General features: G+C 71.7%; 21 protein-coding genes and 2 pseudogenes. 7 read left to right on the forward strand and 16 right to left on the reverse strand.

Annotated features, from left to right (window positions below; genetic code table 11):
- The 3 genes and pseudogenes from Ari01nite_RS26360 to Ari01nite_RS26370 all read left to right on the forward strand — a co-directional run.
- A partial coding sequence (locus tag Ari01nite_RS26360; RefSeq protein WP_203784866.1) for a hypothetical protein occupies positions 1-1,995 on the forward strand: 1,995 nt, incomplete at its 5' end.
- A gap of 148 nt (positions 1,996-2,143) precedes the next feature.
- The gene (locus Ari01nite_RS26365; protein WP_438872229.1) at positions 2,144-3,106 is read left to right on the forward strand and encodes a GNAT family N-acetyltransferase; all 963 of its coding nucleotides are present in this window, start codon (positions 2,144-2,146) and stop codon (positions 3,104-3,106) included.
- A gap of 133 nt (positions 3,107-3,239) precedes the next feature.
- Positions 3,240-5,570, forward strand: a pseudogene (locus Ari01nite_RS26370) (lamin tail domain-containing protein); the annotation flags it as partial.
- An 18-nt stretch (positions 5,571-5,588) separates the two neighbouring features.
- Here the strand turns inward: Ari01nite_RS26370 and hemB are convergent.
- The 8 genes from hemB to Ari01nite_RS26410 form a co-directional block, all read right to left on the reverse strand.
- Complete coding sequence (gene hemB / locus Ari01nite_RS26375; protein WP_203784869.1) at positions 5,589-6,566, reverse strand: porphobilinogen synthase; 978 nt, start codon at positions 6,564-6,566, stop codon at positions 5,589-5,591.
- A gap of 8 nt (positions 6,567-6,574) precedes the next feature.
- Positions 6,575-8,161: a bifunctional uroporphyrinogen-III C-methyltransferase/uroporphyrinogen-III synthase gene (locus Ari01nite_RS26380; RefSeq protein ID WP_203784870.1), complete on the reverse strand. Its 1,587-nt coding sequence runs from the start codon at positions 8,159-8,161 to the stop codon at positions 6,575-6,577.
- Positions 8,162-8,246: 85 nt separating this feature from the next.
- Complete coding sequence (gene hemC, locus Ari01nite_RS26385; RefSeq protein WP_203784871.1) at positions 8,247-9,176, reverse strand: hydroxymethylbilane synthase; 930 nt, start codon at positions 9,174-9,176, stop codon at positions 8,247-8,249.
- Complete coding sequence (locus tag Ari01nite_RS26390; RefSeq protein ID WP_203784872.1) at positions 9,173-10,462, reverse strand: glutamyl-tRNA reductase; 1,290 nt, start codon at positions 10,460-10,462, stop codon at positions 9,173-9,175. The genes hemC and Ari01nite_RS26390 overlap by 4 nt, the downstream gene beginning before the upstream one ends.
- Positions 10,459-11,217: a redox-sensing transcriptional repressor Rex gene (locus Ari01nite_RS26395; RefSeq protein ID WP_203784873.1), complete on the reverse strand. Its 759-nt coding sequence runs from the start codon at positions 11,215-11,217 to the stop codon at positions 10,459-10,461. Before Ari01nite_RS26395 ends, Ari01nite_RS26390 begins: the two co-directional genes overlap by 4 nt.
- Positions 11,218-11,452: 235 nt before the next feature.
- Positions 11,453-12,094, reverse strand: a complete 642-nt coding sequence (locus tag Ari01nite_RS26400) for an HAD family hydrolase (RefSeq protein ID WP_203784874.1) — start codon at positions 12,092-12,094, stop codon at positions 11,453-11,455.
- A 23-nt stretch (positions 12,095-12,117) separates the two neighbouring features.
- Positions 12,118-12,348, reverse strand: a complete 231-nt coding sequence (locus Ari01nite_RS26405) for a glutaredoxin family protein (protein ID WP_203784875.1) — start codon at positions 12,346-12,348, stop codon at positions 12,118-12,120.
- Positions 12,345-13,847, reverse strand: coding sequence for an AMP-binding protein (locus tag Ari01nite_RS26410; protein ID WP_239163044.1), 1,503 nt, complete (start codon positions 13,845-13,847; stop codon positions 12,345-12,347). Before Ari01nite_RS26410 ends, Ari01nite_RS26405 begins: the two co-directional genes overlap by 4 nt.
- Before the next feature lie 479 nt (positions 13,848-14,326).
- Here Ari01nite_RS26410 and Ari01nite_RS26415 point away from each other — a divergent pair, with 479 nt between their 5' ends.
- Both Ari01nite_RS26415 and Ari01nite_RS26420 read left to right on the forward strand, forming a co-directional pair.
- A complete protein-coding gene (locus Ari01nite_RS26415) occupies positions 14,327-15,187 on the forward strand; it encodes an ECF subfamily RNA polymerase sigma factor, BldN family (RefSeq protein ID WP_438872233.1) in 861 nt (286 codons plus the stop codon).
- Between the two features lie 172 nt (positions 15,188-15,359).
- Positions 15,360-16,238: pseudogene (locus Ari01nite_RS26420) on the forward strand (DUF5667 domain-containing protein); the annotation flags it as partial.
- A 435-nt stretch (positions 16,239-16,673) separates the two neighbouring features.
- Here Ari01nite_RS26420 and Ari01nite_RS26425 read toward each other — a convergent pair.
- From Ari01nite_RS26425 to Ari01nite_RS26445, 5 genes are all read right to left on the reverse strand, one after another.
- Positions 16,674-17,690, reverse strand: coding sequence for a lysophospholipid acyltransferase family protein (locus Ari01nite_RS26425; RefSeq protein ID WP_203784879.1), 1,017 nt, complete (start codon positions 17,688-17,690; stop codon positions 16,674-16,676).
- Positions 17,687-18,793: an NAD-dependent epimerase/dehydratase family protein gene (locus tag Ari01nite_RS26430; protein WP_203784880.1), complete on the reverse strand. Its 1,107-nt coding sequence runs from the start codon at positions 18,791-18,793 to the stop codon at positions 17,687-17,689. The genes Ari01nite_RS26425 and Ari01nite_RS26430 overlap by 4 nt, the downstream gene beginning before the upstream one ends.
- A 96-nt stretch (positions 18,794-18,889) precedes the next feature.
- Positions 18,890-18,991 (reverse strand): 30S ribosomal protein bS22, encoded by a 102-nt coding sequence (locus Ari01nite_RS26435; protein ID WP_007465623.1) that lies wholly within the window; start codon positions 18,989-18,991, stop codon positions 18,890-18,892.
- Between the two features lie 177 nt (positions 18,992-19,168).
- Positions 19,169-19,381 carry a helix-turn-helix domain-containing protein gene (locus Ari01nite_RS26440; protein WP_203784881.1) on the reverse strand — a complete coding sequence of 71 codons (213 nt, stop codon included), beginning with the start codon at positions 19,379-19,381 and terminating at the stop codon, positions 19,169-19,171.
- A gap of 186 nt (positions 19,382-19,567) precedes the next feature.
- The gene (locus Ari01nite_RS26445) at positions 19,568-20,488 is read right to left on the reverse strand and encodes a proline dehydrogenase family protein (protein WP_203784882.1); all 921 of its coding nucleotides are present in this window, start codon (positions 20,486-20,488) and stop codon (positions 19,568-19,570) included.
- 78 nt (positions 20,489-20,566) lie between these two features.
- Here Ari01nite_RS26445 and Ari01nite_RS26450 point away from each other — a divergent pair, with 78 nt between their 5' ends.
- A complete protein-coding gene (locus Ari01nite_RS26450) occupies positions 20,567-21,106 on the forward strand; it encodes a CGNR zinc finger domain-containing protein (protein ID WP_203784883.1) in 540 nt (179 codons plus the stop codon).
- On the opposite strand, the gene Ari01nite_RS26455 is transcribed toward Ari01nite_RS26450, so the two are convergent.
- Positions 21,093-21,914 carry a sugar phosphate isomerase/epimerase family protein gene (locus Ari01nite_RS26455; RefSeq protein WP_203784884.1) on the reverse strand — a complete coding sequence of 274 codons (822 nt, stop codon included), beginning with the start codon at positions 21,912-21,914 and terminating at the stop codon, positions 21,093-21,095. The genes Ari01nite_RS26450 and Ari01nite_RS26455 overlap by 14 nt on opposite strands.
- A gap of 111 nt (positions 21,915-22,025) precedes the next feature.
- Here Ari01nite_RS26455 and Ari01nite_RS26460 point away from each other — a divergent pair, with 111 nt between their 5' ends.
- Complete coding sequence (locus Ari01nite_RS26460) at positions 22,026-22,859, forward strand: DUF3109 family protein (RefSeq protein ID WP_203784885.1); 834 nt, start codon at positions 22,026-22,028, stop codon at positions 22,857-22,859.
- A gap of 48 nt (positions 22,860-22,907) precedes the next feature.
- Here Ari01nite_RS26460 and Ari01nite_RS26465 read toward each other — a convergent pair whose 3' ends face one another.
- Together Ari01nite_RS26465 and Ari01nite_RS26470 are read right to left on the reverse strand one after the other, a co-directional pair.
- Positions 22,908-23,591 carry a response regulator gene (locus Ari01nite_RS26465; protein WP_203784886.1) on the reverse strand — a complete coding sequence of 228 codons (684 nt, stop codon included), beginning with the start codon at positions 23,589-23,591 and terminating at the stop codon, positions 22,908-22,910.
- A 32-nt stretch (positions 23,592-23,623) separates the two neighbouring features.
- The gene (locus tag Ari01nite_RS26470) at positions 23,624-24,964 is read right to left on the reverse strand and encodes a sensor histidine kinase (RefSeq protein ID WP_203784887.1); all 1,341 of its coding nucleotides are present in this window, start codon (positions 24,962-24,964) and stop codon (positions 23,624-23,626) included.
- Positions 24,965-25,011: the final 47 nt, after the last annotated feature.

Raw genomic sequence — 25,011 nt, forward strand, 5'->3', positions numbered from 1 at the left:
ATCAGCCCGGCCCCGCCGATCAGCCCGGCCCCGCCGACCGGCGCGGCACCCTCCTCCGGCGGCTCCCGGCGGCCGGCTGACGACGCCTGGCCCGAGCCGTCCGGCTTGGCCGCCGACCTCCCGCCGGGCGCACGACCCTCGGGCGACAAATCCGACATGGGCAGCGGCCCGCGCGCGGCCAACTCGCCGCCCGTCGCTCCGCAGCCCGTCAACCCGTTGCCCGGATTCCGGCCGGCCGGCAGCGGCGCGTTCGGCAGCCCGCCCGCCGCGGGCCTGACTCCGCCGGTCGGCGCTCCGCCGGTCGGCGCTCCGCCCCAGCGCGATGCGCAGCCCTCCGGTCCGCCGAGTTGGCCGCCGCACAGCGGTTCCGCCGCCGGCAGCGCCCCGCATACCGGGAGCCCCCGGGAGGATGACCCGGCAATCAGCGCCTCGCCGGCGGGTGGGTTGCCGGCACGGCCCGGAAGTCCCGCCTCCCCGGGCAGCAACAACCCGGAGGCCGCCGGACAGCCGGACGGTACTGCCCAGCCGGGCGGCTTCCCGGGGCCGCGCAGCGCGGCTACCCGGTACGCACAGGCGGGCGGCTTCCTGCGGGGTGCGGTTCCCGGCAGCGGCGAGCGCGGCCCGGCCGGGGGCCAGCAGGGCGTTGGTGGCGCACCGAGCGTCGGCGCGGGGAACGGACCGCACAGCGGAAACCCGCTGGGCGAGAACGCACAGAGCACCAACAGCCCGCAGGCGGGCGGTGCACACCGCAGCAGCGCACAGGCCGGCAACCCGCAGAGCAGTGGCACGCAATCCGGCGGCACGCAGAGCAGTGGCACGCAGAGCAGTGGCACGCAGAGCAGTGGCACGCAGAGCAGTGGCACGCAATCCGGCGGCACGCAGAGCAGTGGCACGCAATCCGGCGGCACGCAGAGCGGCGGCACGCAATACGGCGGTACGCAGAGCGGCAATGCGCAGGGCGCCGGCACGCATGCCGGCGGCGCGCAGGGCGGAAGCGCTCAGGGCAGTGGAAGCGCACATACCAGCGGGGCGCAGGCCGGTGAGGCGCGCAGTGCGGCTGCCGGCGGGAAGCATGCGAGCAACCCCGGCGGTAAGGGTGGGCGGCTGCGGCGGGCTCAACCTGTCCGGGCCGTTCGGCGGGCGGGGCGCAGCACCTCGGAGTGGGCCAAGCGGCCCAGCGGGCGCCTCATTCTGCCGGCGATTATCGCGGTCCTTCTGGTGGGTGCGGCCGGGACGGCGGGAGCCTATCTCGTGCCGGAGGCGTTGCAGTCTTCGGCTGGGCCCAGTGCCACGCCGGAGTTTCCGCAGGGTGGGGCCGTTGCTTCGGGGGCGCCGGTGCCCAGTGCTGGTGTTGGCGGGCTGCCCGGTGCGTCGGCGCCCGGTGGCGGGGTGGTGCCGGCGCCGCCGGCGGGTGGTGGGGCGCGGCCGGCGGATGCGTTGTCGGGGTGGGCTCAGCAGGTGGGCACCAAGGTGGGCATTCCGGTGGTGGCGGTTGAGGCGTACGGGTATGCCGAACTCGTTGTCGCCCGCACCACGCCGGCCTGCCGGCTCAGCTGGACCACCATCGCGGCCATCGCCAAGGTGGAGTCGGCGCACGGCAGCGCCAACGGGGCCGTGCTCGGGGCCGACGGGGCCGTGCAGCCCGCCATCTACGGGCTGCCCCTGGACGGCAAGGGCGGGCGGCAGCTGATCCGGGACACCGATCAGGGCACGATGGACTCCGACAGTACCTACGACCGGGCGGTGGGTCCGCTGCAGTTCATCCCGGCCACCTGGACGAGTTACAAGGTGGACGCGGACAACACCGGGTTCGCCGATCCCAACGACATTGACGACGCGGCGCTGACCGCGGCTGTCTATCTGTGTCAGGGTGGGCGCGACATGTCCAGGGCGGACGCCTGGTGGGACGCCATCCTGTCGTACAACGCGGTGCGCCCGTACGCGCAAAAGGTGTTTGAAGCGGCGAATGATTACGGGCAGCGCAGCCGGGCCTGACCTGCAACTTGCAACCACAGACAGTGACCGAACCCGCACGAATACGGGCTCGGCACTTCCCTGACGCTCGCCTTACCGGCAAGCTGTACGGGTGAGGGTGCGTGAATGGGATCCCCGGTCAGCGTCGGCGGGGGAGATCCGATCGCTCGTGGAGACGCTCAACGCGGTCCTGGCCGTGGACCTCCCGAACGATCCACCGTGGCAGGACGGCCAGGTGCGGGAGTACCTTGCCGAGACCATGCCGGGCGAGCGCCGGATCAGCTGGGTGGCCGAGGACGACCGCCTCCCCGAGGGCGAGAGCGAAATCTTTGCGCACGTCAGCATGCTGCTCCTGGGCGACATCGGGGTGCTCGAGGTCTCGGTCCGGCCCGCGCTGCGGCGGCGTGGGCTGGGGCGGCAGCTGGTCGCGGTCGCGGCCCGGCGGGCCTATCTGGAGGGCTTCTCCTCCATCGGGGTCGAAGCGATCGGCGGCACGCCGGCCATAGCGTTCTACGAGTCGCTCGGATTCGAGCGGGAGTATGTGGAAACCCGCAGCGTGCTCACCCTGTCGACGGTGGACTGGCCGGCCCTGACCGAGATGGCCGGCGGCATCGCCCCGGGCTACCGCGTCGAGTACCACCCGGGCGGACCACCGGAGACCCTGCTGGAGGCGTACGCCCAAGCAAAGCTCGAAGCGCAGGATGACGACGGCGATCTCGACCTCGCTCCCCGCTCCTCCGACCCGCAGCGCCTGCGCGACTCGCTGGACACGCTGCACCGGCGTGGTCTCAAGCCCTACATCGTGCTGGCCACCCACGACGCCACCGGCGTGGTGGCCGGGCTCACCGAGGTCGTCGTGCCGGCGCAGCATCCGGAACGCGCCGACCAGTACGACACGATCGTCGTGCGGTCCCATCGCGGTTACGGCATCGACCGGGCGATCAAGGCGCGGATGCTGTTCGAGCTGCGCTCCGCCGAGCCCGGGTTGCGCGAGGTGCAGACCTGGAACGCGCACGACAACGAATCGATGCTGAAGGTTAACGCCGAGTTGGGCTACCAGCCCGATCGCGACTGGTACGAGTACGGTGCCGACGTTGCGCAACTGGTACAGAGCCTGGAAGCCATCGACTGAGCTCGGCCTCTACTGTCGGCCTTACCCTTTGTTCAGGTCCTGTGGAGGCTTCGTGCGTCACCACCGCATAGTGCCCTTACTCGCCGTGCCCATCCTGGCAGCCGGCGTTCTTTTTCCGGGCGTCGCCCACGCCGCCGACGAACCACTCACGGTCGGCGCCGTCCAGGGCGGCACCGCCAGCAGCCCGCGCACCCACCGCTCGCCGTACGCCCCGGCCAGCGGCAACGGCTCCAGCAGCAGCAAATACCAGGTCCGCGGCGTGATCACCCAGCTGGTCCTGTCGCACACCGCGGCCGGCGTCGACCAGCACGGCTTCTTCCTGCAGAGCCGCACCGGCGCCACCGACGGCGACCCCACCAGTTCCGACGGCATCTTCGTCTTCATGGGCACGTTCACCACGCTGATCGGCGACTACGCGCCCAAGGCCGGCGACGAGGTGGTGGTCAACGCCCGGGTCAGCGAATACTTCAACCTCACCCAGCTGAGCGCCGCCGAGTGGGTCGCGACCCTGGCCACCGGCCTCGACGTGGCCGCCGAGGTGCAGGTCACCGATGCCGTGCCGCCGGCCGACAAGGAGGCCGCCGACCTGTTCTGGGAGCGGCACGAGGGCAGCCAGCTGCGGGTGCGGTCCGGCGCCGGGGTGGTGTCCAACACCAAGACCTTTGCCAGTACGGACGACGCCGAGGTGTGGGCGATCGACCGGGACGACCCGATCCTGAAGCGGTCCGACCCGTACGCCCGCCGGGTTTTCCGGGACGCCCACCCGCTGGACGACCAGCCGGGCCTGGTGGACAACGGCAACGGGAACCGGATCATGCTGGGTCCGATGGGCGTCAAGGCCGCGGCCGGCGACAGCAGCAAGCTCCTCCCGCCCGCCCGCACCTTCGACACCACCACCAAGGACGCGGTCGGCGGGCTCTACTACGCGTTCAACAAGTACGGCATCCAGGTCGCCGACGTGGCCTTCAAGGCGGGCGCCGACCCGTCGCGCAACGCCCCGCCGAAGGCCGCCGACCGCAAGCGCGAGCTGGCCGTGTCGACGTTCAACGTGGAAAACCTGTACGACTACCGGGACGACCCGTTCGACGGCTGCGACTTCGCCGGCAACACCGGTTGCACCGGGGTGAGCCCGCCGTTCGACTACGTGCCGGCCAGCCAGGAGCAGTACGACACCCGCCTGGGCCGGCTCGCCGACCAGGTCGTCAAGGACCTGCACGGCCCCGACCTGATCCTCGCGCAGGAGGCCGAGGACCAGGACGTCTGCACGGTCGCCGGGGGTGTGCTGGCGTGCGGCGCCACCAACGACGCCGACGGCAAGCCGGACACGCTCCAGGAGCTGGCGCTGACCATCGCGGCGCACGGCGGCCCGGCGTACGACGCCGCCTACGACCGGTCCGGTGCGGACGCCCGGGGCATCGTCTCCGGCTTCCTCTACCGCACCGACCGGCTGTCGCTGCCCGCGGCCACCGCCGACCACCCGGTCCTGGGTTCGGCGCCGCAGGTGGTCTACCGGAGTGCGGCCCTGCCGAGCAACGCCGACGTGTCGAACCCCAAGACGCTGAACGCGGTGCTGCCCGCCGACGTCGACCGGTCGACCGGGGTGGACGGCAGCAACGTCTACACCCGCGCGCCGCAGGTGGGCCTGTTCACGGTCAAGGCCGCCCCGGGATCGGCCGAGAGCTACCCGCTCTGGGCCGTCACCAACCACTTCTCGTCCGGTCCGGACTCCCGGGTGGGCCAGCGCCGCGAGCAGGCCGGGTACGGCGCCGCGATCGTCAGCGCGATCGAGACCGCCGAGCCGGGCGCCCGGGTGGTGTTCGGCGGCGACCTGAACGTGTTCCCGCGGCCGGACGACCCGGTGCCGGCCAACCCGGGCGACCAGCTCGGGCCGCTGTACCAGGCCGGCCTGCACAACCTGTGGGACGACCTGGTCGCCGACGCGCCGTCGGCCGCGTACTCGTACGTGTTCGACGGTCAGGCGCAGACGCTGGACCACCTGTTCGTCAACGACGACCTGTACGGCGACCTGATCCAGATGCGCGCCGCGCACCTGAACGCTGACTTCCCGGAGGGCACCGACCGCGGGATCAGCGACCACGACCCGCAGGTGGCCCGGTTCCAGTCCCGGGCCGGGCTGTCGGTGGCGGACGCCCGTGTCGTGGAGGGCGACCGCGGCACGTCGGCGCTGGTCTTCCCGGTGACGCTGACCCGGCCGCTGAGCAAGGCGCTCACGGTGTGCGCGGCCGCCGTGCCGGGCACCGCCCACCTGCTGTCCGACTTCGACCCGTACCTGGGCTGTCAGACGATCGCGGCGGGCGCGACCGGCACCTCGTTCACGGTCAAGGTGCGCGGTGACCGGACGCGCGAGAAGGACGAGCGGCTGACCCTGGTGGTGGCCGGCCTGGACCCGGGTGTCCGGGCCCTCGACCTGACCGCGACCGGCACGATCGTCAACGACGACTGAGCGGAACGCCGGGGTGGTTCAGCGGAGCAGCTGAGCCACCTCGGCGGCCCAGTACGTGAGGGTCATCTGGACGCCGGCCCGCTTGATCGAGGTGAGCGTCTCGAGCATCACCCGCTCGCGGTCGATCCAGCCGTTCGCGGCCGCGGCCTCGACCATCGCGTACTCGCCGGAGACCTGGTAGGCCGCCACCGGCACGGTGACCCGGTCGCGGATCGCGGCGATCACGTCGAGGTACGGCAGGGCCGGTTTCACCATCACGATGTCGGCGCCCTCGGCCACGTCCAGGTCGACCTCGCGCAGCGCCTCGCGCAGGTTGGGCGGGTCCTGCTGGTACTGCCGGCGGTCGCCCTGCAGGGTGGACTCGACGGCCTCGCGGAACGGGCCGTAGAACGCGCCCGCGTATTTCGCCGAGTACGCCAGGATCGAGACGTCGGAGTATCCGGCCTTGTCCAGGGCACGGCGGACGACGCCGATCTGACCGTCCATCATGCCGGACGGCCCGACCATGTGGGCTCCGGCCGCGGCCTGCGCGACCGCCATCTCGGCGTAGATCGCCAGGGTCGCGTCGTTGTCGACCGAGCCGTCCGCGGCCAGCACGCCGCAGTGCCCGTGCGAGGTGAACTCGTCGAGGCACAGGTCGCTCATCACGACCGTGGCGTCGCCGACCTCGGCGATCAGGTCACGGATGCCGACGTTCAGGATGCCGTCCGGGTCGAGCCCGGCCGAACCGGTGGCGTCCTTGTTGGCGTTGTCCGGCACGCCGAACAGCATCAGGCCGCCGACGCCCGCGGTGACCGCCTCGTGCGCGGCCTTGCGCAGCGAGTCGCGCGAGTGCTGCACCACCCCGGGCAGCGAGCTGATCGCGCGCGGCTCGGTCAGCCCTTCCCGGAGGAAGAGCGGCAGGATCAGCTCGGCCGGCGCCAGCCTGGTCTCCTCGACCAGGCGACGCAGTGCCGGGGTACGGCGCAGCCGCCGCGGACGGACATCCGGAAACATGACGCTCCTTAACGGAAGCGGAGAGCCGTGGGTCCCTGCACCTTGGAGCCGCGGCGCTGCTTGGCCGGCATGGCGGCCAGCTTCTCGCGCAGCTCCACCGCGTAGGACGCGAGCGCCTCGACCAGGTCCGGCACCGAGGCGTGCTGGGGCTGGACGTCGACGCGCAGGCCGAACTCGGTGGCGGTCTCGGCGGTCTTCGGCCCGATCACCGCGACGACCGTGCGGGCGTGCGGCTTTCCGGCGATGCCGACCAGGTTGCGTACGGTCGAGGACGACGTGAACAGCACCGCGTCGAACCCGCCCGACTTGATCGCGTCGCGGATCTCGGCCGGCGGCGGCGCGGCGCGGACCGTGCGGTACGCCGTGACGTCGTCGACCTCCCAGCCGCGCTCGATGAGCCCGGCCGCGAGCGTCTCGGTGGCGATGTCGGCGCGCGGCAGCAGCACCCGGCCGACCGGGTCGAGGATCTCGTCGTGCGGCGAGAACTCGGCGAGCAGGCCCTCGCTGGACTGGTCACCGGCCGGGAGCAGCTCGGGCTGGATGCCGAACGCGCGGACCGCGTCTGCGGTGGCCTCGCCGATGCAGGCGATCTTGACGCCGCCGAAGTGGCGGGCGTCCAGGCCGTGCTCGTCGAACTTCTCCCAGACCGCGCGGACCGCGTTCACCGAGGTGAAGACGACCCAGGCGTACCGGCCGTCGACCAGGCCCTTGACCGCGCGCTCCATCTGCGCCGGGGTGCGCGGCGGCTCGACCGCGATGGTCGGCACCTCGCACGGGATCGCGCCGTAGGCCCGCAGCCGTGCGCTCATCGCGCCGGCCTGCTCCTTGGTGCGCGGGACCAGCACCTTCCAGCCGTACAGCGGCCGGTTTTCCCACCAGCTCAGGGTGTCGCGCTCGGCGACGTCGCCGCCGACCGTGAGCACCACCCGGCCGGTGAAGCCGAGCGCCGCGGCCACGAAACTGTCGACCGTGGACGTGGTGGTGTACTGCGTCTCGCCGGTGCCGTCGCCGGTCACCGCGACCGGGGTGCCGGGCTCGACGCCGGCCGCGAGCAGACCGTCACGCACGGCGGCCAGGTCGCCGGCGTCGACCGCCACGGCGAACGAGCCCTTCTGCGCGGCGGCCGCGAGCGCGTCGAAGTCGACCGCGGAGATGTCGTCGACGTCCGCGGTGGTGCGCACGCCGGGCAGCGGCACGCCGGCGTACGTGGCGACGCCCTCGGCCTGGCCCAGGCCGGGCACCACCTCGAAGTGGACGGCGGTGCGGGCGACGGCCTGCACCTCCTTGACGACCGCCTCGTGGCCGAACGGGTCGCCGGCCACCAGGTGCACGGCGGACAGGCCGGACTTGGCCGCGGACAGCAGCACCTTGGCGACGTCGCCGGGTGCGCCCTCGGCGGGACTGAACTGGGCGTCCGCCTTGGCCTCCGCGCGAATCGCGGTCAGCAGGGACTCGGGCACGCCGCGGTCGTAGACCACCTGGTCGGCATCGGTCAGCGCGGCGTGCGCGCGGCGGGTCAGCAGCTCCGGGTCGCCGGGTCCGGCGCCGACGAACGCGATGCGTCCAGCTGGCTTGCGGGCGGTGCGGGTGGTCATTCTGTGCCTTCCTTGGGCATGCGCTCCTGGCCCTCGCCTACGAGGCCGTCGTCCGGTGCGGCTGCGTGCCGCTCGGTGCAGTCGCTCATGCAATACTCCCCATCAGGGTATCGGCGCCGGCGTCGAGGAGGTCGGCGGCGAGTGCCTTGCCGATCTCCGCCGCGTCGGCGGGCGTTCCGGTGCGCGACAGGCGGATGGCTCGTGCCCCATCCGGGCTGATCACCGCACCGCGCAGGTAGATCTCGTCACCGGTCTCGCCCTCGGCGAGTTCGGCGTGTGCCGCGACCGGGGCGGAGCACCCGGCCTCGAGCGTGGCCAGCATCGCCCGTTCCGCCAGCACGGCGGCCCGGGACGGTGCGTGGTCGAGCGCAGCCAGCAGCTCGACCAGGTCTGCATCGCCCACCCGGCACTCCACCGCCAGCGCGCCCTGGGCCGGGGCGGGCAGCATGAGCATCGGGTCGAGCGTCTCGCTGATCTCGGCGGTGCGGCCGAGACGCGCCACGCCGGCCCGGGCGAGGACGACGGCGTCCAGATCGGCCTCGGGCCCTCGCACCCGGGCGATCCGGCTGTCGACGTTCCCGCGGATCGGCGTGACCTGCAACTGTAGGCCCAAAGCATGCAGTTGCGCGATTCGGCGCACCGCGCCGGTGCCGATCACCGCACCGGGGGTGAGCTCGGCGAGCGTCAGGTCACCGCGGGCGATCAGCACGTCACGGGGGTCCTCGCGCGGCGGCACCGCGGCGATGTGCAGCCCCGCGTGCTCGCCGGTGGGCAGGTCCTTGTAGGAGTGCACGGCGAAGTCGATCTCGTCGGCTAGCAGCGCGTCGCGCAGCGCCGAGACGAACACACCCACCCCGAGCTGGGCGACCGGCGCGCTGGAGCGATCGCCGGGGGTGATGATCCGGACCAGCTCGACCGGGCGGCCGGTGGCCGCGGTCAGGGCATCGGCGGTGTGCTGCGACTGGGCCAGGGCCAGCGCGCTCCCCCGCGTGCCGAGCCGAAGCGGCGTGCTCACGACTTTCCTCCTAGCTCGGGCACCGCGTCGGCCTGCGTGGCGTGCGGGACATCCAGGTCGAACAGCTGGCGCAGCAGCGCCGCGTACTGGTCGCCACCGGGCTCGGCGGCCAGCTGGCGGACCCGCACGGTCGGCGAGTGCAGCAGCTGCTGAACGACCCGATGCAGCGTACGGGAAACATCCGCGCGTTGCTCCTCGGTGAATTCCGACCGCCGGCCGTAGAGCTTGCGCAGTTCGGCGGCGACCACGTCCTCGGCGCGGGAACGCAGTGCGGCCACGGTAGGCGCGATGTCGGCGCCGCGCAGCCAGCCGAGGAAGTGTTCCACCTCCGCGGTGACAATCTGCTCGACCGCGAGGGTCTCGGCGGCGGCCGGAGCCTCCCGCCGGGACGCCGCGAGGCTGTCGATGTCGATCACGGTGAGCTCGGGCAGGCCGGCCGCGTCCGGGTCCACGTCCCGCGGCACCGCGAGATCGAGCACCACCAGCGGCCCGGCGGCCTCGAGCCGGTCCCGGGTGAGCACCGGCTCGGACGACGCGGTCGCGGTGATCACCAGCTCGGTGTCGCGCAGCGCGGCGTCGAGGTCGGCGAAGGGCACCGGGGTGGCGCCGTACGCCTCGGCCAGCCGGTCGGCCCGGGCGGCGCTGCGGTTGGTGATGCGTACCGGCCCGACACCGGCCCGGGTCAGCGTGGCGACCGCCAGCGCACCCATCGCACCGGCGCCGATGACCAGCGCCGGACGTCCGGCCAGGCGCCCCAGCCGGGACTCGGCCACCTCGAGGGCCGCGGTGACCACGCTCTGCCCGGCCTTGTCGATGCCGGTCTCGGCGTGCGCCCGCTTGCCCACCCGCAGCGCCTGCTGCATGAGCTCGTGCAGCAGCCGGCCGGCGGTGTCCGCCTCGGTGGCCGCGTGGTACGCGTCGCGCAACTGCCCGAGGATCTGCGCCTCACCGACCACCATCGAGTCGAGCCCGGCCGACACCCGGAACGAGTGCCGCACCGCGGCCTCGTCGTAGTGCACGTACAGGTGACCGGCCAGCTCGGTGGCCGGGATGCCGGACACCTCGGAGAGCACGTTGCAGACGTCGCCGAGACCGCCGTGGAAGCCGGTGACCGCCGCGTAGATCTCCACCCGGTTGCAGGTGGAGAGCACCACGGCCTCGCCCACGTAGGGCTGGCCGACCAGCTTGTGCAGCAGCCGGGGCACGTCCTCCTCGCCGATCGCGAGCCGTTCCAGCGTGCTGACGTCGGCGGTGCGGTAGGACGCACCGACGCTGAGCAGATTCACGACCCCACCGCCTCCTGATTCTCCGCCCCCGTGGCGGACCGGCCGCCGGGCAACGCGGTCAGCGTCGCCTTGCGGTGCTCATGAAATGAGAGAATCTGCAGCTCGATGGCCAGGTCAACCTTGCGAACGTCGACGTTGGCCGGCACCGAGAGCACACACGGGGCGAAGTTCAGGATGCTGGTGACGCCGGCGGCGACCAGCTCGTCGGCGACCGCCTGGGCGGCGCGGGCCGGGGTGGCGATGACCCCGATGGCGATGCTCTCCTCGACGGCGACCTGGCTCAGCTCGTCGATGTGGCGCACGGCGAGGCCGTGGATCAACTCGCCAACCTTGGCCGGGTCGGCGTCGAACAGTGCAACGATCTTGAAGCCGCGGCTGGCGAAGCCGTCGTAGCCGGCCAGCGCGTGCCCGAGGTTACCGACGCCGACCAGGCAGACGGCGCGGCGCTGGTCGAGGCCCAGCACGTACTCGATCTGCTCGATCAGCAGGGCGACGTCGTAGCCGACGCCGCGGGTGCCGTACGACCCCAGGTGTGAGAGGTCCTTGCGCAGCTTGGCCGAGTTGACCCCGGCCGCGGCCGCGAGGCCCTCGCTGGAGATCGTGTCGGCCCCGCTCTCGCCGAGGTTGTGCAACGCGCGAAGGTACTCGGGCAGCCGTGCGATCGTCGCCTCCGGGAGGTCCGGAAACGCCGGGACCGCGTTGGCCCGGGTGTCTGAGGCGCTGCCGGGCGTACTTCCGTGACGCTGCTGACTCATCTGACTCCGTGCCGACGACTCGGACATGGTGTGCGAGCCCCCTGACGCCCGGCTTAACCGGCTGTGATAGCGGGGCTCTTCGAAGTCACAGGGTAGGCGCTTGTGAAGGCGTGCACAAATCGCGATCTTGGTGGGTCAAGTGGACAAAGATCCACTAGCCTGCTAATGGACCCGTCCGGCCCATGCAGTATGCCCGGAAGAGCCGGGTGCCGACCACCCACCAAGGGGATCCCGGCTAGAGGGTACGGGCGATGGTGATGGCCTCCACCAGCGAATCCGCGACCGGGTAACCGGAGGCCCGCAGCCGGTCGGGGTGAGTGAAACCACCGGTGTAGAGAACCGCGGCGGCACCCACCGAGTCGGCCGCCGCGGCGTCGTCCAGCGAATCCCCGATCAGGACCGCCTCCTCGCCGGCCACACCCAACTCGTCCAGATGGGTGGCGAGATGACCGGCCTTCAGGTGACCGCCGATCTCGGTACGCAGGCCGTCCACCCGGGTGAACAGACCGGTCAGCCCGTACGTCTCGACGGCCGGCACCAACTCGCTGTGGAACCACATGGACAGCAGCGACTGCGAGCCCGGCCAGGCGGTGATCGCGGTCTTGGCGTCGGCGGCCAGCGCCATGCTGGTCAGGCCCAGCCGGTAGGCGTCGTGGAAGATCCGGTCCAGCTTGCCGAACTCCTCCTCGTCGACCGCCCGGCCGAGGATCTCGGCGTAGAACTCGGCGACCGGCCGGCGGAACCGGGCCCGGTGCTCGTCGGAGTCCACGCTGCGCCCGCCCACCGCGGCGAACGCGTGGTTGGTCGAGGAGACCACCAGGCTGAGGTCGTCGAGCAGGGTTCCGTTCCAGTCCCAGACCAGATGAGTGCGCGCCACGGCGAATAACTTAACCGGCAGATCTAGCCTGCGAGGTCCCGCAGCAGCCGGGCCTCCTCGACCCGCCAGTAGCCGTGCTCCCGGCCGTCGAGCAGCACCACCGGCACCCGGTCGCCGTAGTCGCGTTCCAGCTCGATCGAGGAGTCGACGTCGACCCGGCTCCATTGGCCGGGCAAAATGCGGTCGAGCGTGGCTTCGGCGTCCGCGCAGAGGTGGCAGCCGTCCCGGCTGATCAGGGTGACCCGAGTCGTCATGAGGACAATTCTCGCTTGCGCACCTTGCCGGTGGCCGAGTGCGGAAGTTCACTCACCACTTCGATGCTCGGCAGCTTGAACCGGGCCAGCTGCCCGGCGCAGAAGACCTGGAGTTCGGCCGGGGTGGGTGCGGGGTCCAGAGCGGCGACCACGTACGCGTGCGGGCGCTGCCCGGTGTCGTCGTCGGGCCGCCCGATCACCGCCGACTCGGCCACCGCCGGGTGCGAGTCGAGCACCCGTTCGATCTCCGCCGGGTAGACGTTGAAGCCGTTCACCAGGATCAGCTCGCCGATCCGGTCGACCAGGTGCAGGTCGCCGTCGCCGTCCGCGTAGGCCACGTCGCCGGTGGCCCACCAGCCGTCCCCGTCCGGGCCGTCCCGGCCGTCCGGCCAGTAGCCGCCGAACAGGTTGGCGCCGCGCACCACGATCTCGCCCGGGTCGGTGCCGGCCGAGTCCTCCACCGACAGGTCGAGCTCGGCGAGGTCTTCCTCGGGCGAGGCGGTGCCGTCCTCCCAGAGCACGTGCCCGCCGGCGGACCGCAGCCGGAGCGAGACGCCGGGCAACGGCCGCCCGATCGAGCCGGTCTTGGCCCGGTCGCTGACCGCGGTGGTGGTGAGCACCGGGGCGGTCTCGGTCAACCCGTACCCGATCAGGATGTTCTTGCCGGTGGCCGTGGTGAAGAGCGCCGCCTCGGCCGGGTTGAGCGGAGCGGCGCCGCACACCGCGGTGCGCAGGGCGGCCAGCGCGATGCTCGCCGAGGGCTGCCGGGACCAGGCGGAATACATGCCGGGTACGCCGATCGCGACGGTCACCCGGCGCTCGGCCATCACGGCCAGCGAGGCGGCCGGGTCGAACCGGTCGACCAGCACCCCGGTGGCCGCGTGGTGGGCCACCGTGCCCAGCCCGGTGTTCAGGCCGTAGGCGTGGAACAGCGGCATGGCCAGCAGCACCACGTCGTCCGGGCCGACCACCGGCGGTTCGATGGCGTCCAGCTGGTCGTGGTTGGCGGCCAGCGCGGCGTGGCTGAGCATCGCCCCCTTGGGCCGTCCACTGGTCCCCGAGGTGTAGAGCAGGACCGCGAGGTCACCCGCGCGCACCTCGGGCAGGTCACCCGTGGCGGCGCCGAGGTCAGGGGGTACGCAGGGCGGCGTCGGCGACCGCAGTTTGGCTCGTTCGGCCAGATCGGCCACCACCACCGTGGCCTGGCAGTCGCCGATCGCGTGGTCCAGCTCGTCGGCGGTGTAGCCCGGGTTGAGCGGCACCGCGACCCGGCCGGCGCGCAGCGTCCCGAAGTACGTCACCACGAAGTCGACGGTGTTGCCCAGCACGATCGCCACCCGGTCGCGCGGCCGGGCCAGCATCACCAGCCGGCGGGCCGCCTCCTGCACCCGGGCGTCGAGTTCGGCCCAGGTCAGCGTGGCGTCCGGGGTGATCAGCGCGGGGTGGTGGGGGCGACGGGCGGCCGCAGCCGCAACCGGATCCCGGGCTGGTACATCCACGAGGGCTGAGTCTGGCACAAAGGTGCCTTCTTGGGGACAGCGCACAGGTTGTCCGTCGCGGTCCCGAGGGTGTCCACCATCGTGGCATGCGTTCCTTGTGTCTCGTCTGCGCCACTTCGTACTATTTTCGCGCAGCGCACACAGTGTGCGACTCCGTGTGTTCGGGTTCCGTGATACTTCGCGTCTGAGTAACGGACTCCACAACCCTGGGTGAGGCTGGTCTGACGTTTTTGGGCCACCCCACCCCTTTTGCTATGAGTAGTCACCCCTCATCCCGAGGAGGCCGCTGTGCCACACCAAGCACGGAATTACTGCCGATCCACGTCTGGCGGGACGGATCAGCAGTCGGACCAGGCCCGCCGGGTTGAGGAGGCGCAGTGAGTCATGTGTTCGCCGGGGATCCGTACCACCGCGACATCGTCGCGGCGCGCCTCGCACTTACCGAGGGCCTGAGCGCCCTTCGAGAGTCCGTCGACACCATGATCGTGCACGCCATCCGGGGTGACGGACCCAAGCGGACCAGCAACCGCCGGCACGTCAACGAGTCGCCGGGGGTCCGTATCCCGCCGACCGGCAACGCCAAGCCGATCGCCGGCAGCGGCCGGGTGGCGGTGCCGGGCCGGCCGGCCATGCCCGCCCAGCCCACCGCGGGCCAGCGCAGCAACCTCCCGGAGACACCGGGCGAGCAGACCGTGGTGGTGCCGGCGCAGAGCACCACCGGCCCGCCCGGCGAGAGCGAGCCGCCCAAGTATCCGTCCCGCCCGGACCCCACCGACGCCGCCGCCGAGGTGTGGGCGCTGGTCGAACGCGCACAGGCCGGCGAGGCCGAGGCGTTCGGCCTGATCTACGACCGGTACGTGGACACCGTCTTCCGGTTCGTCTACTTCCGGGTCGGCAACCGCCAGCTCGCCGAGGACCTGACGTCGGACACCTTCCTGCGGGCCCTCAAGCGCATCGGCAGCTTCACCTGGCAGGGCCGCGACCTGGGCGCCTGGCTGGTGACCATCGCCCGGAACCTGGTCGCCGACCACTTCAAGTCCGGCCGCTACCGGCTCGAGGTCACCACCGGCGACGTGCTCGACGCCGACCGCGAGGACCGCGGGCCGGAGGGCAGCCCGGAGTCGGCCGTGGTCGACCACATCACCAACGTCGCCCTGCTCACCGCCGTCAAGCAGCTCAACCCGGAGCAGCAGGAGTGCATCGTGCTCCGCTTCCTGCAGGGCTTCTCGGTGGCCGAGACCGCGCAGACCATGGGCAAGAACGAGGGTGCCATCAAGGCCCTCCAGTACCGGGCCGTCCGGGCACTCGCCCGGCTCCTGCCCGAAGGGTTCCAGTGGTGACCCGGGCGGCGTCCATGTGGATCTCCATAGTTCGATATCAGCCGCCGTTCCCCGTAACCGGGGGCGAGCATCGCGCGTTTGTCCGGGTGCGACCCCGGGCCGGCTGGCTGGCCCTCGGTGCGGTCGCGACCGTCGGCGATGCCGCCGGCGAGACATTCACGAGCGAGGGGAGGTGCCCGCGGTGAAGTTCGACTTCCTGGACCGGCGGAGCGCCGAGCGCTTCGCGGAGCTTCTCGACGAGACCACCGGCGGCCGGCGGCACCACAGCCACGGCCTGACCGACGAACGGCTCGCCGAACTGGTCGCCATCGGCCACCGCCTGTCCGCGGCGAAGCCCGGGGTCCAGGTGGAACCCGAGTTCCGCGTGGGCCTGCGGGCCATGCTGGTCGCCACCGCCGAGCGGGACGGCCTCGGCCGGACCGCGACCGCCATCGAGGCGGAACCCGAGACCGGACGCGCTAGCCGCGCGGGTCTGCGGGCCTCGGTGCTCGGTCAGGGTGGCAGGCGGATCCGGGCCCGGGGCGCGATCGTGATCGGCGTCGCCGCCGGTGCGATGGCGGTGTCCGGAATCTCCGCGGCAAGTGAGAACGCATCACCGGGTGACGCGCTGTACGGCGTCAAGCGGTCGACCGAACGTGCCCAACTGGCGATGGCCGGCTCGGACGTGACCCGGGGGCAGCTGTCCCTGGACTTCGCCCGTACCCGGCTTGCCGAGGCGGCCGCCATGCCGGGCAACGCCGGAGATTTCGCCGGGGTGCTGGACGACATGGACGCCGACACCCGCAAGGGCGTCCGGCTGCTGACCACCTCGGCGGTGGCCCGCCGGGACGTGAAGCCGCTGGCCACCGTCGACAGCTTCGCGGCACAGCAGCGCCAGCTGCTGACGCCGGCGCTGGGCAAGCTCAGCCCGGCCAACCGGGAGCGGGCGACGGCGTCGCTGTCGCTGCTCGACGACGTCCGGCAGCGCACCGACGCGCTGCGGGCCGGCCTCGGCTGCACCCCGGTGGTGGCGAACGGCACCGACGCGCTCGGGCCGAAGCTGCGCGACTGCACGACGACCGCGGGCAGCAACGCCACGTCCCGGTCGAACGGGCACAGCGGCAAGTCCACGCCCAAGGTCAACGACGACAACAAGGACGAGGCCAAGGTACGCCCGGAGCGCAGCGCGCCGACCGTGGCGCCGGACGCCTCCGCCGGCGTGCCCGACCCGGGCCTGCAGGGCGCGTCCACCGGTCCGGACCTGGCGCCGCTCGGCGGCACGCCGAAGATCTCGGTGCCGCCCACCACGGCGGACACCGGCGAGACCGGCGTCGGCGGGCTGCTCGGGGAGCTGTTCGGGGTCCGGTAGTTCAGCATGGCGAGGGGCGGTTGCCGGGTGTTACCGGGGCCGCCCCTCATCTGTCACTTTAGCCGGATCACTCCAGTCCCTCCGGCAACGTACGAAACATGCGCCCAACGGCAGATCGGTGGCGCCAAACGGCCCCGGTTACTTTCCGAACGGGTCGGGCCGCTTCTCCAGTAGTTCCAGCACGGTGGCCTGGATCGTCTCGCGTACCTGGTCAGCGAGGTTGTAGACGACCATGGGGTCGTCGGCGTGCTCGGTCAGGTGTGCGGTCGGGATGGCCGGGCAGAACTGGATCATCCACTTGCTCGGCAACGGCACCAGGCCCAGCGGGCCCAGCCACGGGAACGTCGGAGTGATCGGAAAGTACGGCAGGCCGAGCAGCCGGGCCAGCGGCTTGACGTCGGCCAGGATCGGATAGATCTCCTCGGCCCCGATGATGGCGGCCGGCACGATCGGGGTACCGGTGCGCAGCGCCGCCGACACGAACCCGCCCCGGCCGAAACGCTGGAGCTTGTACCGGTCGGAGAACCGCTTGCCGATGCCCTTGAAGCCCTCCGGGAACACGCCGACCAACTCGCCGCCGGCCAGCAGGCGCTCGGCGTCCGGGTTGCAGGCCACGGTGGCACCGGACTTGCGGGCCATCTCGCTCATGATCGGCATCCGGAAAACCAGGTCGGCACCGAGCAGCCGCAGGTGCCGGTCGTTCGGGTGCTGGTCACGGATCGCCACCGAGAGCATCAGCGCGTCCAGGGCAACAGTGCCCGAGTGGTTGCCCACGATCAGGCCGGCCCCGTCGGCCGGTACGTGCTCGATGCCGGCCACCTCGGTGCGGAACCAGTCCCGGTAGAGCACCCGCAGCAGCGGCAGGAAGACGGCGTCGGTGAGCTCGGGATCGAAGCCGAAGTCGTCCACCGGGTAGGAGCCGGCGAGACGGCGGCGCAGGAACGCGAGACCGGCGGCGACCCGCTGGTCCCAGATGTCGACGGTGTCCGGCTTGGCGGCAGCCGGTTCGGGTGGCGGCTTGGCCGCGGCATGCCCGTTCATCTGCGGCACCTCCGGGATCGGCCGTCGGCCGTTGACCCGGACCGGTGCGGCCGGCTTGGGCAGGGTGAAATCGGCGTGGCCGGGCAGCATGTCACGGTACTCGTGCTGGCTCACGACAGGTCGCTCCCGACCGGAGATTTCTCGGCTTTGCTGCGGCCCGCCTGCTCGGCCGCGGCGGCCCGGAAGCGGCGGATGCCGTCGAGAATCGCCCGCTCGGCGGCCTCGATCCGGGCGGCGGTCAGCGACGAGCCGTTCGCGTGGCCCTTGATGAAGTCGTCGAACGCGGTGGCCGTGTCCCGCGGGGTGAAGCCGAACTCCTCGGTCAGCTGGGTCGTGTCCACCACCCGGCCGTGCACGAACAGGTCGATCTGGTCGAGCCCGATCTCGCCGATGCCGACGTTGCGGGCGATCGCGGCGGCCGTCGACAGGGTGCCCTCGGGCAGCGGCACCGAGATGCGGCCGGCCCGGCGGACCGCCTGGGACAGCGCCAGCACGCCGTCGCCGGCCACGTTGAAGGTGCCGGAGTGGTCCTCGACCACGGACCGGTGCAGGATCTCGAGCGCGTCGTCGACGTGCACGAACTGCAGCCGGGCGTCGCGGCCGAACACGGTCGGCACCACCGGCTGCGCGAAGTACCGGGTCAGCGACGTCTGCGCGGTCGAACTGATGAACGGCGCGAACCGCAGCACGGTGGCCGTGACGTCCGGCCGGCGCCGGCGGAAGCCCCGCACGTAGCCCTCGATGTCGAGGATGTCGCGGGCGAACGAGCCGCGCGGCACCGCCCGCGGCTCGGTGTCCTCGGTGAAGACCGCGGGGTCCCGGAACGAGGCGCCGTACGCGGCCGTGGACGAGCGCACCACGAGCTTGCGCAGGCCGGGTGCGCCCTGCGCGGCGGCGAGCAGCTGCATCGTGCCGATGACGTTCTGCTCCTTCATGGCCGCGCGCCCACCCGCCTGCGAGTCGGGCGCACTGGTCACGGCCATGTGCACGAGCGCCTCGGCGCCGAGGTCGGCGATGGCGCCGGAGGCCGCGCGGGCATCGGCCCGGATCAGCTCGACATCGCCGAGCAGGCCCAGTAGGGCCGGCGGCGGCTCGTGCGGATCCAGGCCGACTACGCGGTTGATACGCGGATCGGCGGCGAGGCGTGCGGCCACCCGGGCGCCGAGAAATCGGCTGACTCCGGTGACCACGACGACGCCTGGCGGTGAGGTCACCACGGGCGCACCTTCCGATGCGACGTTACGAGCGGCAGGAAGCGGCAAGGTCGGTCTCGGCCGGGAGAGGTTGTCGTGCTCCTCGCGCCCGGCCGGCCGTCACTTGCCGAGACGGCGACGCTGGACGCGGGTCTTGCGCAGCAGCTTGCGGTGCTTCTTCTTCGCCATACGCTTGCGGCGCTTCTTGACCACGGAGCCCATACGAATTTGCCTCTCGAAACCATGTGGGTCGGACCCGGGTGCCCGACGGCACGGCCGCATCCGAACTGGACGGCGCCCCGGGCCCTCGCCGCGCGAAGCAGCGGCGGGTGGCATTACCGGGAACCAACCGCACCAGCGTACCGGCCAGGCCGGTCCGGGGCCAAAGCGGCCCCGGCGTCACGCGGTCTGGGAGAAGGCGCCCCGTAGATATTCGTGCACGGCATGCTCGGGCACCCGGAACGACCGGCCGACCCGGACAGCGGTCAGATCGCCGCCGTGCACCAGCCGGTAGACGGTCATCTTCGAGACCCGCATCAGGGCGGCCACCTCGGCCACGGTGAGGAACCGCACCTCCGAGAGGCGTTCCTCGGTCTGGGCTGGACCCGTCATCTCCTTGCACCGATCCTTTCGCAGGCACGTGCCGCCGCGACTGGACAGGCTTCGCGACGTGGCGGAGAACGTGCGTGTCATCAGAACGTTATCGATACGACTGTGACCAACGCGATGCGTTCCGTGAAATGGCCTGAAAAAGTCAAGGCCGACACGCCAGTTCTGCGCGGTTTTCGCCCGAAAGGTCTACTTCTTCGTTGCGAGGGCCCTACCCAGAAGCGCAGCGGTCGCCGGGCGCTCGGCCAGCCGGCGCATCAGGTAGCCGTACCACTGCTCGCCGTAGGGGAGGTAGACCCGGACCACGTTGCCGGCCGCCGCGAGCCGGGCCTGCTCCTCGGTGCGCATCCCGTAGAGCATCTGGAACTCGTACTCCTCGGCAGAGCGGTCGAACCAGCGGGCGCGGTCCTCGGCGATGGCGATCAGCCGCGGGTCGTGGGTGGCCACCATCGGGTAACCCGAGCCGGACATCAGGATGTTGAGGCAGCGGACGAACGACTTGTCGACGTCCAGGGCGGACTGGTAGGCCACCGACTCGGGTTCGGCGTACGCGCCCTTGCAGAGCCGCACCCGCGACCCGGCCGCGGCAAGTTCCCGGCAGTCGCCCTCGGTGCGCCGCAGGTACGCCTGGAGCACCGCGCCGGTCTCCGGGTGGTCCTTGCGGAGCCCGGCCAGGATCTCCAGGGTCGAGTCGGTGGTGGTGTGGTCCTCGGCGTCCAGGGTCACCGCGGTGCCGGCCTCGGTCGCCGCGGCACAGACCGACTCGGCGTACTCGTATGCCAATTTGTCGTCGAACCGCTGGCCCAGTGCGGAAAGCTTGATGCTGACCTCGGTGGCCGGGGTCAGTCCGGCGCCCTTGAGCCGGCCCAGCAGGGTGACGTACTCGTCCCGGACCGCCCGGGCCTGCTCCGCGTTGGTGGTCTCGGCGCCCAGGTGCTGGCAGGTGACGGTCAGTCCGTCGTCGATCAGCGTGCGGGCGACGGTCAGAGCGTCCTCGACGCCGTCGCCGGCCACGAAGCGGGCGGCCAGGCCCTTGCTGACGGAATTGCCGGAAACCAGGCGCCCCAGACGGGACGAGCCCGCCGCGGCCAGGATGACGGAACGGAGCATGCGCCGAGGGTAACGTCCGAAACCGCGCGGGTCGCGGCAACCGTGTCCGTCGGGGCGCGGTGCGGCTACCTTTGTCGGGTGAACTTCGATGCGTACGCGCGCACCGCGGTCGACCTCGTGAACGCGGAGCTGAGCGAGCTCGCCGGGCTGCGCGCCGTCTTCTCCGACGACCATGAATGGATGCGGGACGAGGTCGTGGAAAAGGACCTCGCCGCGTTCCGGCGCGCCCAGCGGCGCCTGCGCGACGTCTTCGAACTCGGCACCACGGGCCGGGACGCCGACGCCGTCACCGAGCTCAACGCGCTGCTCGAGGCGTTCCCGGTGCAGCCACGCATCTCCGGCCACGACGCCAGCGACTGGCACATGCACGTGACCAGCCGCGGCTCGTCGGTCAGCGCCGAATACCTGGCCGGCGCCGTCTGGGGCCTGTCGGTCTGGCTCTGCGAGTACGGCAGCGCCCGGTTCGGCATCTGCGCCGACGAGCGCTGCGGCAACGTCTACCTCGACACGTCCTCGAACAACTGCCGCCGCTTCTGCTCGGAGCGCTGCGCCACCCGCTCGCACGTGGCCGCGCACCGCGCCCGCAAGCGCGCCGCGACCACGCTCACCCCCGCGTAATGGCTGCCGCGGCGCTCGTCGCGGGCGCGAGGTGGCGCCGGGCGAACGCCAGCGACTCGCGCAGGTCGGCCTCGCGGGCCGCGCGGCTCGGCGCCCGCCGGGTGGAGACCTCGAGGGCCACCGAACCGGTGAATCCGCGGGCCACCAGCGAGCGCAGCACGTCGGCGCAGGGCTGATTGCCCCGGCCGGGCACCAGGTGTTCGTCGCGGCCCTCGCCGGTGCCGTCGCCCAGGTGGACGTGCCGCAGGCCGGAACCCATCCGGTGGGCCATCTCAAGCGCGTCGATCCGGGACGCCGCACAGTGCGAAAGATCGAGCGTGTACGCGTCGAAGCCGGTCTCGGTCGGATCCCAGCCTGGCGTGTAAGGCACGAACCAGCGGCCGGCCATCTTGACCGGGAACATGTTTTCGATCGCGAATGCCAGGTCGGGGTGCCGTTGCTGCACCTTGGTCAGGCCGGACGCGAAGTTGCGCGCGTAGTCCCGCTGCCAGGAGAACGGCGGGTGCACCACGACGGTCGGCGCGCCCAGCGTCTCGGCCAGCTGGGCGGCCCGGGTCAGTCGCTCCCACGGGTCGGGACTCCAGACCCGCTGGGTGACGAGCAGACAGGGCGCGTGCACCGACAGGACGGGCACGTTGTAGTGATCGGCCAGGCCCTTGAGGGCGCCGGCGTCCTGGCTGACCCGGTCGGTCCACACCATGACCTCGAGACCGTCGTAACCCACCGTGGCGGCCATCTCGAACGCCGCCGCGGTCGGCTCGGGAAACACGGAAGAGCTGGACAGAAGCACGGGGACGCGGGAACTCACGAGGTCAAGCGTAGACCCGATTGTCTTCACCGCCGCCCCCTCGACCGGGTATATGCCCCCATACCGGGCGGCAACCAGGTGATAGTCACCTGCACGCGTACGCTGTCGCGAGTGAGCCGCCGTGACCAGATTCGCACCAGCGAGGTAGACCTCGATTTCCCTCGGGAGTGGATCGAGTTCCTCGACCCGGCCGACGAACAGCACCTGATCCGCGCCGACCTGACCTGGTTGCTGTCCCGCTGGACCTGCGTCTTCGGGTCGGCCTGTCACGGCATCGTGGCCGGCCGCGCCCGGGAGGGCTGCTGCACCCACGGCGCCTTCTTCACCGACGCCGACGACGAGAACCGGGTGAAGGCCGCCGCCGCGAAGCTGAGCCCCGAGACCTGGCAGCACTACCGGCGCGGGTTCAAGAACTACACCGAGATGGACACGGTCGACGGCTCCAGCCCGGCCCGCCGGACCGCGATCCGCACCGAGGACGGCCCGTGCGTCTTCCTCAACGACGCCGGTTTCGCCGGTGGCGGCGGGTGCGCGCTGCACGCCCAGGCCCTGCGCGACGGCGTCCACCCGCTGAAGTACAAGCCGGACGTGTGCTGGCAACTGCCGGTGCGCCGGGAGCAGGACTGGATCAAGCGGCCGGACGGCACCAAGGTGCTCCAGTCCACGCTGACCGAGTTCGACCGGCGCGGATGGGGTCCGGGTGGGCACGACCTGGACTGGTGGTGCACGTCGTCGCCGGAGGCGCACGTCGGTTCTGAGCCGATGTACGTGTCGTACGGCCCGGAACTGGCGGCTCTGGTCGGCACCGCGGCCTACCGCAAGCTGGCCGAGCTGTGCGCCGCCCGGCTCAAGTCCGGCCTGCTCGCGATCCACCCGGCGACCGTGGCCGCCGGCCAACCGAAGCAGCGCGGCGGCCGCGAACCCGCTACCCCGCCCCAGGCCTAGGCAGCCTTTAGGCCGTTCAAGGGCGGCGGTGGGGTGGTTGGAGACGGGTCAGGGTTCAAATTTGTAGCCGAGGCCACGGACCGTGACGATGTAGCGCGGTGCCGACGGTTCCGGCTCCACCTTGGAGCGCAGCCGCTTGACGTGCACGTCCAGGGTCTTGGTGTCGCCCACGTAGTCGGCGCCCCAGACCCGGTCGATCAGCTGGCCCCGGGTCAGCACCCGGCCGGCGTTGCGCAGCAGCAGCTCCAGCAGCTCGAACTCCTTGAGCGGCAGTTGCACGCCGGAACCGTCCACGGTGACCACGTGCCGCTCCACGTCCATCCGGACCGGACCGGCGGCGAGCGTCGGGGTGGACACCTCGGCCGCCTCGGCGCCCTGCCGGCGCAGCACCGCCCGGATCCGGGCGACCAGCTCGCGGGGCGAGTACGGCTTGGTCACGTAGTCGTCGGCACCGATCTCCAGGCCGACCACCTTGTCGATCTCGCTGTCCCGGGCGGTGACCATGATGATCGGGACCGCGGAGCGCTGCCGCAGCTGGCGGCAGACCTCGGTGCCGGACATCTCGGGAAGCATGAGGTCGAGCAGCACGATGTCGGCACCGGTCCGGTCGAACTGCGTGAGCGCCGAGGTACCGGTCGGCGCGACCGACACCTCGAAGCCCTCCTTACGCAGCATGTACGACAGGGCGTCGGAGAACGACTCCTCATCCTCGACCACGAGCACGCGGGCCAATGTGGTTCCTTCCATCCTCCGGATCGCGGTGGCTAGCGCCCGGCCGCACCGGACTCGATCTCAATTGCCGCGGGTAACGGCAGGGGGGCTTCGGGGGGTCGCGCAGGTAGGCGCAGGGTGAATGTCGAGCCGTCGCCCAGCGTGCTGGTCACGTCGACCCGCCCGCCGTGGTTGGTGGCGATGTGCTTGACGATCGCCAGGCCGAGACCGGTGCCGCCGGTCGACCGGGACCGGGCCTGGTCGGCCCGGTAGAACCGCTCGAAGATCCGGTCGACGTCGTGCGGGGCGATACCGATCCCCTGGTCGGCGACGTCGATCTCGACCCAGTTGTCGTCCTGGCGCAGGGCGATCGACACCTTGGTGTCCTCGCCGGAGTACGCGATCGCGTTCTCCACCAGGTTGGTCACCGCGGTGGCCACCTGGCTGTCGCTGCCGTACACGGTCGCGCCCTTGGGACCGTCGTAGATGACCTCGATGTGCTTGGCCGAGGCGGTGGTGCGGGTGCGGTCGATCACCTCGGCGATCACCCAGTCCACGGCGACCGGCTCGGGGGTGGGCAGCGGCTCGGCGCCCTGCAGCCGGGTGAGCTCGAGCAACTCGTTCACCAGGCGACCCATCCGGGCCGACTCGTGGTGGATCCGCTCGGCGAACCGTCGCGCGGCCAGGAGGTCCTCGGACTCCCCATCCGACCACCCCACCACCGCCCCTGACCGGACTGAAGACCCGTCATGGTCCGGTGCGCTGGACGCCGAGAGCTCGGTGGCGTCCAGCAGTGCCTCGGCCAGCAGTTGGAGGGCGCCGATCGGGGTCTTGAGCTCGTGGCTCACGTTGGCCACGAAGTCGCGCCGCACCCGGGCCAGACGGTGCGACTCGGTCACGTCGGCCGCCTCCACCGCGACGTGCGTCGAGTTGAGGGCGACCGCGCGCAGGTGCAGTCCGAGTGGGGCGTGTGCACCGCCGGCGCGACCACGGGGTAGGTCCAGCTCGACCTCGCGACGCACGCCCGTGCGTCTCACCTGACCAGCGAGCGTACGAAGAATGGGGTGCGCCGCGATCGTGCCGGGCGCGCCGCCGGAGCGGAGCAGGCCCATCGCCCTCGCCGCCGGGTTGACCAGCACCGGGTGATCCTCGGCGTCGAGCACCACCACACCGACGCGCAGCGAGTCCAGGCTCTTGCGACCGAGCCCTTTCATGCCGTGCTTGCCGGTCTGCGGCTCCTCGTCCGTTTCGATGACGGATCCCCCCTTGTCCGGCCGGGAACCTGACCCGTGAGCCGGCTCCGGCGACCTGCGGGCACGAGCGATCAGCAGGCCCGCGGCCACGCCAACGGCGAGCGCGACGAGGGCAAGGAGGAAGCTGAACGCCAAGGCCACGCTGCGATCGTAGGGTCATTGTTTACCTGAGCCCTATGCCGATCCAG

Source organism: Paractinoplanes rishiriensis, from assembly GCF_016862375.1.
GTDB classification, from domain to species: domain Bacteria; phylum Actinomycetota; class Actinomycetes; order Mycobacteriales; family Micromonosporaceae; genus Actinoplanes; species Actinoplanes rishiriensis.

Bases quoted from the DNA above. Each gene is read 5' to 3' on its own strand.
- Ari01nite_RS26435 (WP_007465623.1), bottom strand. From the start codon at position 18,991: ATGGGCTCCGTGGTCAAGAAGCGCCGCAAGCGTATGGCGAAGAAGAAG.
- Ari01nite_RS26440 (WP_203784881.1), bottom strand. From the start codon at position 19,381: ATGACGGGTCCAGCCCAGACCGAGGAACGCCTCTCGGAGGTGCGGTTC.
- Ari01nite_RS26380 (WP_203784870.1), bottom strand. From the start codon at position 8,161: ATGACCACCCGCACCGCCCGCAAGCCAGCTGGACGCATCGCGTTCGTC.
- Ari01nite_RS26395 (WP_203784873.1), bottom strand. From the start codon at position 11,217: ATGAGTCAGCAGCGTCACGGAAGTACGCCCGGCAGCGCCTCAGACACC.
- Ari01nite_RS26405 (WP_203784875.1), bottom strand. From the start codon at position 12,348: ATGACGACTCGGGTCACCCTGATCAGCCGGGACGGCTGCCACCTCTGC.
- hemB (WP_203784869.1), bottom strand. From the start codon at position 6,566: ATGTTTCCGGATGTCCGTCCGCGGCGGCTGCGCCGTACCCCGGCACTG.
- Ari01nite_RS26445 (WP_203784882.1), bottom strand. From the start codon at position 20,488: ATGCTCCGTTCCGTCATCCTGGCCGCGGCGGGCTCGTCCCGTCTGGGG.
- Ari01nite_RS26415 (WP_438872233.1), top strand. From the start codon at position 14,327: ATGATCGTGCACGCCATCCGGGGTGACGGACCCAAGCGGACCAGCAAC.